This is a genomic window from Clostridium sp. Marseille-P299, assembly GCF_900078195.1.
GTDB lineage: Bacteria > Bacillota > Clostridia > Lachnospirales > Lachnospiraceae > Lachnoclostridium.
Map to the genome: position 1 here is coordinate 779,953 of NZ_FJVE01000007.1, position 12,827 is coordinate 792,779.

Genomic DNA, 12,827 nt, shown 5'->3' on the forward strand with positions numbered 1-12,827 from the left:
ACGAAAGAATAAAACATTACTTTATTGTGTAAGGGAAAGGACGTGCAATGGATCAACAGAAGTTAAAAGAATTAGTTAGTGATATGAGTCTTACAGAGAAAATAAATCAACTGTTGCAAGTGACTAGTGGATTTTTCGTAAATGAAGCAGAACTTACTGGCCCTATAAGGGAAAATGGAATCACTGAGGAAAGTATTTCAGAGGCGGGTTCTATCATTGGATTATTAGGTGCAAAAAAATATAAGGAAATACAGGATGCTTACATAGAAAAACATCCACATAAAATTCCGTTGTTAATTATGCTGGATGTAATCAATGGATTTAGAACCATATTTCCTATACCGTTAGCCCAAGGAGCTACCTTTGAGCCAGAGTTATCAAAAAAATGTGCAAAGATAGCAGCAAAGGAATCCGCGGTTTCTGGAGTCCATGTTACTTTTGCACCTATGGTTGATTTAGTTAGGGATGCAAGATGGGGAAGAGTAATGGAATCCACTGGCGAGGATACAAAGCTAAACAGTGACTTTGCAGCTGCAATGGTAGAGGGATTCCAAGGAAATCATGTGGGCGAGGAATATAAAATTGCAGCTTGTGTGAAGCATTTTGCAGCATATGGTGCTCCAACTGCGGGTAGAGAATACAATACGGTGGAACTGTCAGAGAATACCCTAAGGGGTTATTATTTACCAGCTTATGAAGCAGCCATTAAGGCCGGAGTGGAAATGGTAATGACATCATTTAATACCTTAAATGGAGTTCCTGCTACTGGAAACCAATGGCTTATGAGAGATGTACTAAGAGATGAGATGAAATTTGATGGTGTTTTAATATCTGATTGGGCAGCCATTGAAGAGTTGATTTATCATGGTTATGCAAAGGATCGAAAAGCAGCAGCAGGTTTGGCTATGAATGCTGGTGTAGATATTGATATGATGACAGGAATCTATAGTCAAAATCTAGTTTCTCTTATAGAAGACGGGACAGTTAAGGAAGAAATATTAGATGAAGCAGTTCTTCGGATACTTCAATTAAAGAATAAATTAGGTTTATTTGAAAATCCATATAAAGATGCAGATGAGGAAAAAGAAAAAGAAGTTATATTATGTGAGGAACATAGACAGGTTTCTTTGGAAGCAGCAGAAAAGTCCTTTGTTTTATTAAAGAATGAGGGAATTCTTCCTTTAAATAAGAAAGAAAAGGTAGCACTCATTGGTCCATTTGTTCATGAAAAGGAAATATACGGTACCTGGTCTATGCTTGGAAGACCGGAGGATACAGTATCAATAGCAAATGCTGCTGAAAAATATAGAGTGGATTATGAATTAACTTTTGCCAAAGGATGTGACATTCTTGGAGAAGAAGATATAGACTTAATTCCTGAGGTCCATGGTAAGGCGATGAAACTAGAAAATCAGGAGACATTGCTAAAAGAGGCAGTGGAAGCAGCAAAGAATGCAGATAAGGTAATATTAGCATTAGGGGAACATCGTCGTATGTCCGGTGAAGCTGCCAGCAGAGCAGAGTTAACATTACCGAAAGTGCAAGAAAGATTACTCCATGCTATCTATGAAGTAAACCCTAATATTGGTGTAGTACTTTTTACTGGCAGACCTTTGGATTTACGCTTAGTATCAGAAAAATCCAAAGCAATATTAAATGTGTGGATGCCTGGAACAGAGGGTGGCAATGCTATTCTTAATGTGCTTACTGGAAAGGTGAGTCCTAGCGGAAAGCTACCTATGAGTTTTCCATATTGTGTGGGACAAGTACCAGTTCACTATAATGAGTATTTTACCGGCAGACCTTATGATCCAAAAAGCGATGGAAAAGAATATCGTTCCAATTACAGAGATATTCCAAATTCTCCTCTTTATCCTTTTGGCTATGGACTTAGTTATGCAAAGTTTCAATATTCTGACCTTAAGTTAAGTAAGGATACAATGCAGGAAGGGGAAACTCTTGAAGCATGTATTAAGATTAAAAACGAAGGAGAATATAGCGGAACAGAAACCGTTCAACTCTATATCAGAGATTGTGTGGGAAGTGTGGTTCGTCCAAGAAAAGAACTAAAAGCTTATCAGAAGGTGGACTTGAAACCTGGTGAAGTGAAATGTGTAACTTTTAAGATTACGGAAGAAATGTTGCAATTCTGTAAGGCGGATTTAACCTTTGGTAGTGAAAAAGGTGAGTTCCATGTGTTTATTGGTACTGATAGTAATACACAAGAATATGTATCGTTTGAATTAATATAGGGGATGTGGATATGGACGAAATCAAATTACTAGCTGTGGGTAACAGCTTTTCAGAAGATGCGCTATATTATTTACATGACGTGGCGAAAGCCGATGGTATAGAATTGAAGGTAGTAAATTTATATATTGGAGGTTGTTCCCTAGAACGACATTGGAGTAATGTTTTAACGGAATCGAAAGACTATTTGTATGAAGCAAAGGGACAATCAACGGAACGATATGTATCGGTAAATGAGGTTCTGAAAGAAGAAAAGTGGAATTATATTATAACACAGCAAGCAAGTCATGATAGTGGTATAGAAGAGTCCTATTTTCCTTATTTAAATCAGCTGTTAGATTATTTTAAATCTAACTGTCCAGAGGCGGAATATTTATTACATAAAACCTGGGCATATGAAATTGATAGTAATCACAGTGAGTTTGGAAGATATCATTGTAGTCAGCAGGAAATGTATGAAAAACTAAGCAAATGTTATGATATGGCGTCTGAAAAAACAGGTATGAGATTAATTCCTAGTGCAGATGTAATTCAAAGAGTAAGAAAAAAGGCACCATTTCGTTATGAACTTGGAGAAAAATCACTATGTAGAGATGGGTATCATATGGATATGATCTATGGAAGGTATCTATTGGCTGGGGTTATATATACATTCCTATTTGGACGGGATATCAAGAAAAATAGTTTTGTGCCAAAAGGTGCGGATATAGAAACTCTGAATGTGATAAAACAATGTATTTATGAAGAATTTAAATGTGATAGTGTAAATTAGTTGAATACGTTATGAAAAACTTATGAATGTATTTTTTTTGGCTCTAATATTAGTTCGTTGGTGCGAGGTGCGTTGCACTCGTAACAACGTTGATATTAGAGCTATTTTTTTAGGCTCTGTGTCAAGTGTTGGGGCGGGTTCTTGTGGAACCCGCTTCTTTACTAGAATCAGAGCTGTTTTTATGTTATTTTCTATAATGTCTGTTTTTGGACATGACAAATAAACCTCGTGCCAGTCTAGCTTTATTTAATTCATACTATGCAATATTCTGGTTCTGAAACGTGGGAAGTTTTTCATACCAAATGATACACGTTTTAGAATTTTAATTTTGTTATTATACCCTTCTGTAGGGCCATTGGTTAATCCGTATTTAAATGCATTTAAAATTCCTTCCGACCAATTACGATAAGTAGCTGCGCATTTCTCAAACTCCTCTAAGCCGGATGTTTCAGCCCATTTAATCCATTCAAAGAATTGTTTTCTTTGTTCTGAGTATTTCTTATTTTGGCATATCGCATAAAACCATTCTTTTAATTTATGAGCTAAGCGAAGATCATCATTGTATTGTAACATTAAATCACATGCATGCTTTTTTTCTTCTTTGAGCTTATAATATCGTGTAAGAATCAACTTTCGACTACGTTTATAGTATTTCCGTAATGCTACAGGCATTGTCTTTTGAAGACGTTTGCGTACCTTTTCAGTAGCCCAAGTTACTTGGCGAATGAAATGATATTTATCAATAATAATGGCAGCATTGGGAAAATAAATTTTAGCTAATTCAACATAAGGCTGCCACATATCACAAACAAAGAATTTCACTCGATATCTTTCTGCGCGATTTAGTCCAGAGAAGTAAGATGATAAGTGAGCCTGTGATCGATTAGGGAGAATATCCATAACAGAAGGTAAGTTTGGATTTACTATAATACATTGATACTTTCCTGCATCTGTATCGCCTTTGAATTCGTCAATAGAAATAGAATTTTTAAGCTTCGGACAGGAATAACTGAGCGTATCAAGAATTCTAGCAACCGTTGAGGGGGATACATTAGTACGCTTAGCGATAGATTTCATGCTTACAAGCTCACGAAGCATATGAGCAATAATATGTGTAAGACGAGTTGTGCGCTGTTGGTATCTTGCTAGAAAAGAGTATTTTTCATAAAACCGTTTGCCACAGGTGCAGATATAACGCCGTTTTCTAAGAACAAGGAAACAGTTTTTAAATTGAAAAGGTAAATCCTTTATTTTTTGATCTCGATAGTCATGAACACGTTTTGTTTGTTTACCACAATTAGGGCAAATATGTTCAGAAGGATTAGTTTCGAGATATATTTTAACAAAAGTATCAGCATGAGTGATATTTTTTATTTTTACCCCTTTTAAATCTAATAATTTATTGATACAATAATTATGCATTATTGCAACCTCCTTGTGATTTGTTTGTCAGACTGGCACGAGGAGGTCTTTTTTTATTGTAATATAAAATGTTGGAGTTTGCACCCCAACATTTATTATAGAACCTTTTTTTATTTCATGATAACTTTCTGTGAAATAACATAAGGAACTGGTCCTGGTTGGGGAAATATGTTATTGTATAACTTATAACGCAGCTATGAAGAGAAATAATGAGTGGAATATTTAATAAGGTAAAAGAACCTATTATCATTAATGAAAGTACTAGCACGACAGACCAATTAGAGAAACTGAAAGTATTAGAGCCATCGCTAATATATTTCTAAATTACACAAAATCCACGCCATAACGACGTTTTGAAAATGTGGCTGATGTGATTTATGAAATAAAGATAAGAAAGTGAACCTAACATAATTTAAAGCAAAGTACTCCACAAATAGCAAACGTTGTGGAGTGCTCTGCTACATACTATTTTTAAACAGGCAATAATAATTTTAAGGAGAATGATAATGATATTTAGAGATTATGTAAAAGAGGATGAAGAAGGTTGGATAAGATGTAGAGTTATATCATTTTTAGATTGTTCATATTTTGATGATATTAAAAAAGAAAAAGAAACTTATGAAAATCCTTCAATCAGTTTAGTTGCAGAAGAAAATGGTGTAATCGTTGGATTCATTGATGTAGAGTATGAGACATCTACAGGAGATGTATGCTATATTAAAGGTGACATAGGTGCTACTATATGGCATTTGGGTGTTTTGCCAGAGTATAGGAATAAAGGAGTTGCAAGACAACTATTTGAAATTGTGAGGGATAGATTAATTCAAAATGGAATCAAACGTATTGAAGTATGGACACAAGATGATGAAATGTCCAACCAGTGGTATAAGAATCAAGGCTTTGAGCTTAAAGAGGCTTATCTTAATGCTTTTATTCGTGGAACCGGTAGAGACGATATTATTAAAAAGTTTATTAATCTAGAAAACATAGGAGATATATATGGCGTTCGAAGCTTTAATTTTGAAGCTCCTATTGAACGAAAAGAGGAATTGATACCAGTTTGCTATCGTTTACACGAAGTAAGAGTGTATGAATTGATGTTATAGAAGTGTAGAACATTTAAATCTGTTATAATTAAACATATAACATAACAGGAGGGAAGAGTTGGTGGAAGATTCGAAGAACAAAGAGATGGAGGATGCACTTAGTGCAATATCTTCCATGATTGAAAAAAGTGAGAAAGCACAACAAAAGTTTGCAAAAGGTACTTCACAATATACTTTGTTAAGGAATCGAAGAAAGGCACTTTACATAGCTTCGTCTTTAATAGCCAAAGAATTGAAAAATAAAGATGTAGTTGCTATTTTTACAAAAGAAGATTTCCATGGGGCACTTGCACCAATAAATTCTCTGATTAGTAAAAGTGAAAAAGCTCAGACAAAATTAGCAGATAATACATGGCAGTACAGGATGCTGGCTGCAAATCTAAAAGCATTATATCTAGCTTTGCCATTATTAATGAAAGCTTTAGATGAATTTGAAAATTAAAATTATTAACATAATAAAGATAATTTTTATAATTAACAAAACTATTATAATTAATATGACTAAGTGAATCAGATAATATTGCTTAGACGAGTAGGAGGTTAAGATGGAAAAACATCGAATATTTACAACTAGTGTTGCAAGCGTATATCCTTATTATGTTGCTAAGGCTGAGAAGAAAGGCCGTACCAAAGAAGAGGTAAATGAAATTATATGCTGGCTCACTGGATATACTCAGGAAGAATTAGATGACCAACTAGAAAAGCATGTTGATTTTGAAATGTTTTTTCTAGAAGCTCCGAAATTAAACCCATCAAGATTCCTGATTAAAGGCGTTGTCTGTGGGGTACGAGTGGAAGAGATTGAAGATCCATTGATGCGTGAAATACGGTATTTGGACAAATTAATAGATGAATTAGCAAAAGGCAAGAAGATGGATAAAATTTTGCGTAGTTAATTTAAATATATAGAAGTGTGCTATGAAAAAGATTCATTGCTACAAAGCATGTGTTAAGGGATGATAAATATTAATCCCTCCAAACGGATGAAAACACATCAGTTTGGAGGGTACGCTTTCTTTGGATATTCCCGTTATTAATGGCGGTGTCTTCTATCAAATAAATTTCTAAAAAATAAAAGTCTTAATACATCTCTTACATCAAAATCACGGAAACGTCTGCGCCTTCTACGACGGTCTCTGTCATCTCTTCTGAATTCGCCGATTTGTTGACTTTCAACGGTATTAAAGCCATAATAATCATTTTCTTCATATTGATTTACGAGGTTATCGATCATGTCGTCTAAACTTACGAGGGACTCCTCACCGTTCATATTGTTGTTATCGATGATATAGCTGACATTGTCATTGAGCATTGCATAGATTTCAGGAAATTCTTCTGCAAATTTAAGTAGTTCCATAATAAATCCTTTTTTTATCTTTTTAATATTATATGCTATAATTAGCAATTTGTTTATGCAAAGAAAGTTTGTTGATAATATACGAAAAAGAACCCCAATGCAAAAAGTTAGAGGAGAATTGCGGAATTGTTGTTGACTTCTTGAAAGAACTATAATAACATGAAATTAATATTATAAATCAACCTTAACTTTGCCACCGGGTAAAGTATTATTAGGTGTTCTGAAACATTCCGTTAGGTCATGGAAGGGATGTTTTAGGACACTATTTTTAAGTTAAGGAGAGAAATACATAAATGCATAAAAGCATAAATGCTTAGCTCTATAATACAAGAGGAGGATTACAATGGATAAAAATATTTTACAAAAGTTTGTCAAGTATGTAAGTTTGAATATTCTTGGAATGATAGGACTTTCTTGTTACATCCTTGCGGATACCTTTTTTGTATCAAAAGCCTTAGGAGCAACGGGGGTAGCAGCACTTAATTTTTCTATATCGATTTATAGTGTGATTAATGGTACTGGTTTAATGATAGGAATTGGTGGTGCTACTAGATACAGTATATTAAAATCTCAAAATGATGATAAGAAAGCAAATGCAGTATTTTCTTCTAGTGTTATGTTAGGAATTCTTTTGGGGATTATATTTGCAATCATCGGAATATTTGGTTCAAAACCTTTGGCAATGATATTAGGAGCTGATAGCGTTACCTTACCATTAACGAAAACATACTTAACAACAATACTTTGTTTTGCGCCATTTTTTATTATGAATAATATTCTACTTGCGTTTGTTCGTAATGATAATGATCCGAAGTTATCTATGATAGCAATGTTGACTGGTAGTCTTTCGAACGTTTTTTTGGATTATATGTTCATATTTCCGCTTGGTATGGGTATGTTTGGAGCGGCTTTTGCAACTGGACTCGCTCCAATTATAAGTATTGGCGTACTGTCTATTCATTTTATAAAAGGTAAAAATAATTTTGCATTTATAAAAAGTAAATTACGTTGGCGTTCTACTTGCGATATATTTAGTCTAGGATTATCTGCTTTTATTACAGAGGTTTCTTCTGCTGTTGTTTTAATAACATTTAATTTAGTGATTATTGGGCTGAAAGGTAATTTAGGTGTTGCTTCTTATGGAATTGTTGCTAATATAGCACTGGTTGGAGTTGCAATATTTACTGGAATTGCGCAAGGGATACAACCTCTCGTTAGTCATGGATATGGTATGGCAAATCATGATGAATTAAAAAAAGTAATGAAGTATGCATTAATTACTTCACTTGGTATAGCATCACTTATATACATAACTGTTTTTTATAAAGCCGATGATATCGTTGGCATTTTTAATAGTGAGAACAATATAGAAATAGCACAGATTGCGAAAACGGGTCTGCAAATTTATTTCTTAGGTTTTTTCTTTGCTGGTATCAATATTATTATGGCGACGTATTTTAGTGCAACAGAGAGAGCAAGGGATGCCTTTCTCATCTCCATTGCGCGGGGATGTATTATAATAGTACCTTTGGTTCTTATATTAAGTACTATATTGAAAATGACAGGTATTTGGTTAGCTTTTGTTTTTACTGAATGTGTAGTTACTATAATTACAATGATTATTGTAAAATCAAATAAATTTAAATAGGGACAAATCAATTCTTCAATTGAATTATATTTAATTGAAAAATAAAACGTATAGCATGAAATTTATAAACGTGGTAAGCAATTTCGTAAGTAAGTAGCAACTTTTTTAGGATATTATTTACAATCATAATCTACCCAACGTTTTAACACAAAAGTAAAATAAGTTATAAGGATTAGTTAATTTTCATATTGTAAATTAGCTAATCCTTATTTTGGTGAGGCTCATAATCAGTTGTTATCACTTTGTTGGAGGCAAATTACTAAAGTATTTGGTTTTTCCAGAAAGCACATCTTGATAAAAGCCTTGCTACCACTATATCTTTTTCATTATAGACTCGTCGATTCTGAGCATCTCCGTATACATTTGGAATCAAACCTTCCTTGCAATAATACTTTAATGTTTTGTAGGACAAGTTATTTCTTTACAAGTTTCACTCATATGGATTTCTCCTAACTATTTTCTATAGCAGAGACAAAACGTTCTAGGCGTTGTGAATCTGAATTCTTTATGTGGCAATAAAACGTCACATTCACTTCTGAATCGGTAAGCGGAATTAAAACACGATTCCCATTCTTATTTGTATCGAGATTAGCAAGATTTGTTGAAAATGAAGGCAAGGCGGATGATCTTCGAAGTTCATCCAATACCTGTATATCTTCCTGAACAAGGAATAGGGAATCGGGCATTTTTGCTTTGCAAATATCATACCAGAAACCAATTTTAGATAAAATAAGCATACTCTGACCATTCAAATCCCGCAATGAAAGGTTCTTATATACTGCAAGGGGATGCGCAGGTGGAAGGGCAACGTAAAGATGTTCCTCTAGGTATTGGAAAGAAAGAATATCTGGATGATCCGATGGTTTCGTGGTGATAATGATTTGATAAGTTCCATTTAACAGGCCGGATGTTAATTGCTCAAAAGTTTTTATCTCAGATTGAATGGTCATATCGGGATATAGTCTTGAAAGTGTGGGGGTAAGACGCCACAATGGAGCCGGTGCACAGGAACCAAGGCTTAAGGTATGTTGACTTCGCTCGAAAGTTTGGAGTCTTTCAGACATAGAAGCTGCTTCACTAAGTATTTTTCTTGCATATTCCAGAGCAAGCTCTCCGTTTGCATTCAATGTTATTTTATTTTTCTGACGATCAAAAAGCGATACTTGTAGTTCTTCTTCCAATCGTTGTATAGATCGACTTAAAGCAGGCTGAGAAAGATGAAGAAGCTCAGCGGCTTTTGATACAGTTCCAGCTTCAGCAATCGTTATTAATTGTTCTAATTGATTTAGTTCAAACATGTTCAGACCTTCTTTCAGTTATTCTTAAACTTTCAGTATGTGTTTAAATTATAGCACAATGTGAAATGAACATTGTACTTTTTTTATGTTTTTTATTAAATTATAAGTGTCAAGAGAAAGAGGAATGAAATGCAGAACATCATACTAAATAATGGAGAGTCTATGCCACTCTTGGGATTTGGAACATTTCAGATTACAGATGCGGAACTTTGCAAACAGTGTGTAACGGAAGCGATAGAGTCAGGGTATCGATTATTTGATACGGCGGCATCTTATGGAAATGAAGAGGCAATTGGAGAAGCAATAAGTAAAGCCATTAGCAATGGAATCGTGGCAAGAGAAGAACTTTGTCTGGCAACAAAAGTCTGGATTCAGGATACAGGGTATGAGGCAACGATGCAGGCATTCCAGTTATCTTTAAAAAAAATGAGACTGGATTATCTGGACCTGTATTTAATTCATCATCCATTTGGAGATTATTATGGTTCATGGAGAGCAATGGAAGATTTGGTGAGAGATGGCAGGATCAAATCTATAGGCGTATGCAATTTTGCTTCAGACAGGTTGGTTGATTTATGCTTTCATAGTCAGATAAAGCCGGCTGTCAATCAAATTGAAATTCATCCATTCCTTTGTCAGAAATCTGAGCTAAATATCATGAAGGAATATGATGTACAGCCAATGGCCTGGGGACCTTTGTCAGAAGGACAGCACAATATATTTAAGCACCCAGTATTAGCAAAAGTTGCAGAGAAATATGGAAAAACAGAATCGCAAATTGTACTTCGGTGGCATATGCAAAGAGGTATCATTGCTATTCCAAAGACTGTCCATAAAAAGCGAATGATTGAGAATATGGATATTTGGGACTTTGAATTAAATAACAGGGACATCCAGACGATTGAAAAGCTTGATATTGGACATAGTGAGATTATTGATCATAGGAGTGCCTATACAGCAAAGTGGCTGAATGAGTGGAACATCCACTAGAAATGAAAGAACGAATCAACAGCAAAACAAAGCAACAGCAAAATGAATCAACAAAAGAGCCAATAAACGATATCGTATTTGCAAGATGCGCAGGAAAGGGAGAAAAATATGGAAATTGTAACATTAAACAATGGAGTAAAAATGCCAAAAGAAGGATTTGGGGTATTTCAAGTACCAGATCCAGCACAGTGTGAACAGTCAGTAGTAGACGCAATTGAATCAGGTTACAGACTGATCGACACAGCAGCAGCTTATTTTAATGAGGAAGCAGTTGGAGCAGCGATTAAAAGATGTGGAGTTCCAAGAGAAGAACTATTTATTACAACAAAGCTATGGGTTCAGGATGCAAGCTATGAAGGTGCAAAAGCAGCAATTCAAACTTCCCTTGACAAGCTAGGACTGGATTACATTGACTTATACCTGATTCATCAGCCACTTGGCGATTACTATGGTGCATACCGTGCAATGGAAGAAGCATACAAAGCAGGCACCTTAAAGGCAATCGGTGTATGTAATTTCTATCCTGAAAGACTGACAGACCTTTGCCTTACAGCAGAAGTAATACCAGCTGTAAATCAGGTAGAGCTTCATCCATTCTTCCAGCAGGAAAATGCACTTAAGGTAATGAAAGAATTTGGTGTTCAGCCAGAAGCATGGGGACCATTTGCAGAAGGAAATCATGGAATATTTACAGATCCAGTACTCACTGAGATTGGAAATAAGTATGGAAAATCTGCGGCTCAGGTTGCACTTCGCTGGAATACACAAAGAGGTGTTGTTGTTATTCCAAAATCCGTACACAAAGATCGTATGGAACAGAACATTGATATCTGGGATTTTGAATTATCACAGGAAGACATGGATAAAATTGCAAAAATGGATATTGGACATAGTGAAATTGTAGATCACAGCAGTCCTGATTTTGTAAAATATCTTCATAGTGCAAAGATACACGAATAATACTGAATATCAAGGAACGGAGACTCATCTGAGTCTCCGTTAAATATATAAGCAAGTTCATGCAACGTAAATAAGTAACATGCATAGTCGTATATTTGTTCACACAAAAACATACTTTTATTCTTGATCGGTAGCTACTATCGGATGATAGGCTTAATAAAACATCTCATTTTATAAATAAAAGGAATCTGCGAAACAGCACAAAGATATGGAGAAAGTAATGTTTTAGTGGCCTATTTTTCCTGGTCAGGTAATGTACAGCAAATGGCGAGGTGGGTATCGGAAACTACAGAAATAAAAAAACGGAGGATTAGAAAATGAGAAAAGACTTTGGAACAAAAACTATTGTAACACCATTACCAGTATTAATGATAGCAACTTATGATGAGAATGGAACTCCAGATGTTATGAATGCAGCCTGGGGAGGGCAATGTGGTGGAAAACACGTGGCACTTAATTTATCCAGCCATAAAACAACAGATAATTTGAAACTTAAAAAGGAGTTCACTGTAAGTTTTGCAACTAAGAAAACAATGGTAATTTCGGATTATTTTGGATTGGAATCTGGAAGAGATACCGATAAGATTGCAAAAGCTGGAGTGCATGTGACAAAAAGTACACATGTAGATGCACCAATGATTGAAGAGTATCCACTTACATTGGAGTGCAAAGTAATTGATATCCAGGAACTCCTTGGAGAGACAAGAATTGTTGGTGAAGTAGTGAACATGAGTGCAGATGAAACCATTCTGGACCAGAATGGAAATATTGACATTGACAAGATGGAACCTATTGCGTTTGATTCGACTTCTGCTTCCTATAGAGTTCTTGGAAGCATTGTTGGAAATGCGTTCAAGGATGGGGTACAGTTAAAATAGCACGAAGAGCTTGAGACCAAAGAGCAAAAGAGTATGACAGCAATCGTGACAACTATGATGAGCAAACGGACTTAAAAGCGATTGCGGATTCATGCAATCTTGTTCCTAGTAGCTATAAACGAATGATACATGAAGAAATACTTGAA

At 35.0% G+C, this 12,827-nt stretch carries 13 protein-coding genes; 9 read left to right on the forward strand and 4 right to left on the reverse strand.

The genetic code is table 11. The features are described from left to right. The first annotated feature begins 47 nt into the window (after positions 1-47). Together bglX and BN4220_RS11605 are read left to right on the forward strand one after the other, a co-directional pair. Complete coding sequence (gene bglX / locus BN4220_RS11600; protein WP_066716262.1) at positions 48-2,252, forward strand: beta-glucosidase BglX; 2,205 nt, start codon at positions 48-50, stop codon at positions 2,250-2,252. Between the two features lie 11 nt (positions 2,253-2,263). Further along, positions 2,264-3,022, forward strand: a complete 759-nt coding sequence (locus tag BN4220_RS11605; protein WP_066716264.1) for a DUF4886 domain-containing protein — start codon at positions 2,264-2,266, stop codon at positions 3,020-3,022. A gap of 246 nt (positions 3,023-3,268) precedes the next feature. On the opposite strand, the gene BN4220_RS11610 is transcribed toward BN4220_RS11605, so the two are convergent. Then, positions 3,269-4,444, reverse strand: a complete 1,176-nt coding sequence (locus BN4220_RS11610; protein ID WP_066716266.1) for an ISL3 family transposase — start codon at positions 4,442-4,444, stop codon at positions 3,269-3,271. A gap of 506 nt (positions 4,445-4,950) precedes the next feature. On the opposite strand from BN4220_RS11610, the gene BN4220_RS11615 reads away from it, so the two are divergent. The 3 genes from BN4220_RS11615 (at position 4,951) to BN4220_RS11625 (ending at position 6,446) form a co-directional block, all read left to right on the forward strand. After that, positions 4,951-5,550 carry a GNAT family N-acetyltransferase gene (locus tag BN4220_RS11615; RefSeq protein ID WP_066716268.1) on the forward strand — a complete coding sequence of 200 codons (600 nt, stop codon included), beginning with the start codon at positions 4,951-4,953 and terminating at the stop codon, positions 5,548-5,550. Positions 5,551-5,611: 61 nt separating this feature from the next. After that, positions 5,612-5,992 carry a hypothetical protein gene (locus BN4220_RS11620; RefSeq protein ID WP_066716271.1) on the forward strand — a complete coding sequence of 127 codons (381 nt, stop codon included), beginning with the start codon at positions 5,612-5,614 and terminating at the stop codon, positions 5,990-5,992. Between the two features lie 103 nt (positions 5,993-6,095). Continuing rightward, on the forward strand, positions 6,096-6,446 hold the full coding sequence (locus BN4220_RS11625) for a DUF2200 domain-containing protein (RefSeq protein ID WP_066716273.1): 351 nt from the start codon (positions 6,096-6,098) through the stop codon (positions 6,444-6,446). A gap of 137 nt (positions 6,447-6,583) precedes the next feature. Here BN4220_RS11625 and BN4220_RS11630 read toward each other — a convergent pair whose 3' ends face one another. Further along, a complete protein-coding gene (locus tag BN4220_RS11630) occupies positions 6,584-6,907 on the reverse strand; it encodes a hypothetical protein (protein WP_066716275.1) in 324 nt (107 codons plus the stop codon). A 343-nt stretch (positions 6,908-7,250) separates the two neighbouring features. On the opposite strand from BN4220_RS11630, the gene BN4220_RS11635 reads away from it, so the two are divergent. Continuing rightward, positions 7,251-8,555: an MATE family efflux transporter gene (locus BN4220_RS11635; protein WP_066716278.1), complete on the forward strand. Its 1,305-nt coding sequence runs from the start codon at positions 7,251-7,253 to the stop codon at positions 8,553-8,555. A 259-nt stretch (positions 8,556-8,814) separates the two neighbouring features. Here the strand turns inward: BN4220_RS11635 and BN4220_RS19840 are convergent, their stop codons facing one another. Both BN4220_RS19840 and BN4220_RS11640 read right to left on the reverse strand, forming a co-directional pair. Then, positions 8,815-8,967, reverse strand: a complete 153-nt coding sequence (locus BN4220_RS19840) for a MerR family transcriptional regulator (RefSeq protein ID WP_082812276.1) — start codon at positions 8,965-8,967, stop codon at positions 8,815-8,817. 37 nt (positions 8,968-9,004) lie between these two features. Further along, positions 9,005-9,853 carry a LysR family transcriptional regulator gene (locus BN4220_RS11640; protein WP_066716280.1) on the reverse strand — a complete coding sequence of 283 codons (849 nt, stop codon included), beginning with the start codon at positions 9,851-9,853 and terminating at the stop codon, positions 9,005-9,007. 129 nt (positions 9,854-9,982) lie between these two features. On the opposite strand from BN4220_RS11640, the gene BN4220_RS11645 reads away from it, so the two are divergent. The 3 genes from BN4220_RS11645 (at position 9,983) to BN4220_RS11655 (ending at position 12,681) form a co-directional block, all read left to right on the forward strand. Then, the gene (locus tag BN4220_RS11645) at positions 9,983-10,843 is read left to right on the forward strand and encodes an aldo/keto reductase (RefSeq protein ID WP_066716281.1); all 861 of its coding nucleotides are present in this window, start codon (positions 9,983-9,985) and stop codon (positions 10,841-10,843) included. 108 nt (positions 10,844-10,951) lie between these two features. Further along, a complete protein-coding gene (locus BN4220_RS11650; RefSeq protein WP_066716282.1) occupies positions 10,952-11,803 on the forward strand; it encodes an aldo/keto reductase in 852 nt (283 codons plus the stop codon). A gap of 317 nt (positions 11,804-12,120) precedes the next feature. Beyond that, on the forward strand, positions 12,121-12,681 hold the full coding sequence (locus BN4220_RS11655) for a flavin reductase family protein (protein WP_066716283.1): 561 nt from the start codon (positions 12,121-12,123) through the stop codon (positions 12,679-12,681). The last annotated feature ends 146 nt before the right edge of the window (positions 12,682-12,827 follow it).

Coding starts and splice junctions, on each gene's coding strand:
- bglX (WP_066716262.1), top strand. CDS start 48: ATGGATCAACAGAAGTTAAAAGAATTAGTTAGTGATATGAGTCTTACA.
- BN4220_RS11605 (WP_066716264.1), top strand. CDS start 2,264: ATGGACGAAATCAAATTACTAGCTGTGGGTAACAGCTTTTCAGAAGAT.
- BN4220_RS11610 (WP_066716266.1), bottom strand. CDS start 4,444: ATGCATAATTATTGTATCAATAAATTATTAGATTTAAAAGGGGTAAAA.
- BN4220_RS11615 (WP_066716268.1), top strand. CDS start 4,951: ATGATATTTAGAGATTATGTAAAAGAGGATGAAGAAGGTTGGATAAGA.
- BN4220_RS11625 (WP_066716273.1), top strand. CDS start 6,096: ATGGAAAAACATCGAATATTTACAACTAGTGTTGCAAGCGTATATCCT.
- BN4220_RS11630 (WP_066716275.1), bottom strand. CDS start 6,907: ATGGAACTACTTAAATTTGCAGAAGAATTTCCTGAAATCTATGCAATG.
- BN4220_RS11635 (WP_066716278.1), top strand. CDS start 7,251: ATGGATAAAAATATTTTACAAAAGTTTGTCAAGTATGTAAGTTTGAAT.
- BN4220_RS11640 (WP_066716280.1), bottom strand. CDS start 9,853: ATGTTTGAACTAAATCAATTAGAACAATTAATAACGATTGCTGAAGCT.
- BN4220_RS11645 (WP_066716281.1), top strand. CDS start 9,983: ATGCAGAACATCATACTAAATAATGGAGAGTCTATGCCACTCTTGGGA.
- BN4220_RS11650 (WP_066716282.1), top strand. CDS start 10,952: ATGGAAATTGTAACATTAAACAATGGAGTAAAAATGCCAAAAGAAGGA.
- BN4220_RS11655 (WP_066716283.1), top strand. CDS start 12,121: ATGAGAAAAGACTTTGGAACAAAAACTATTGTAACACCATTACCAGTA.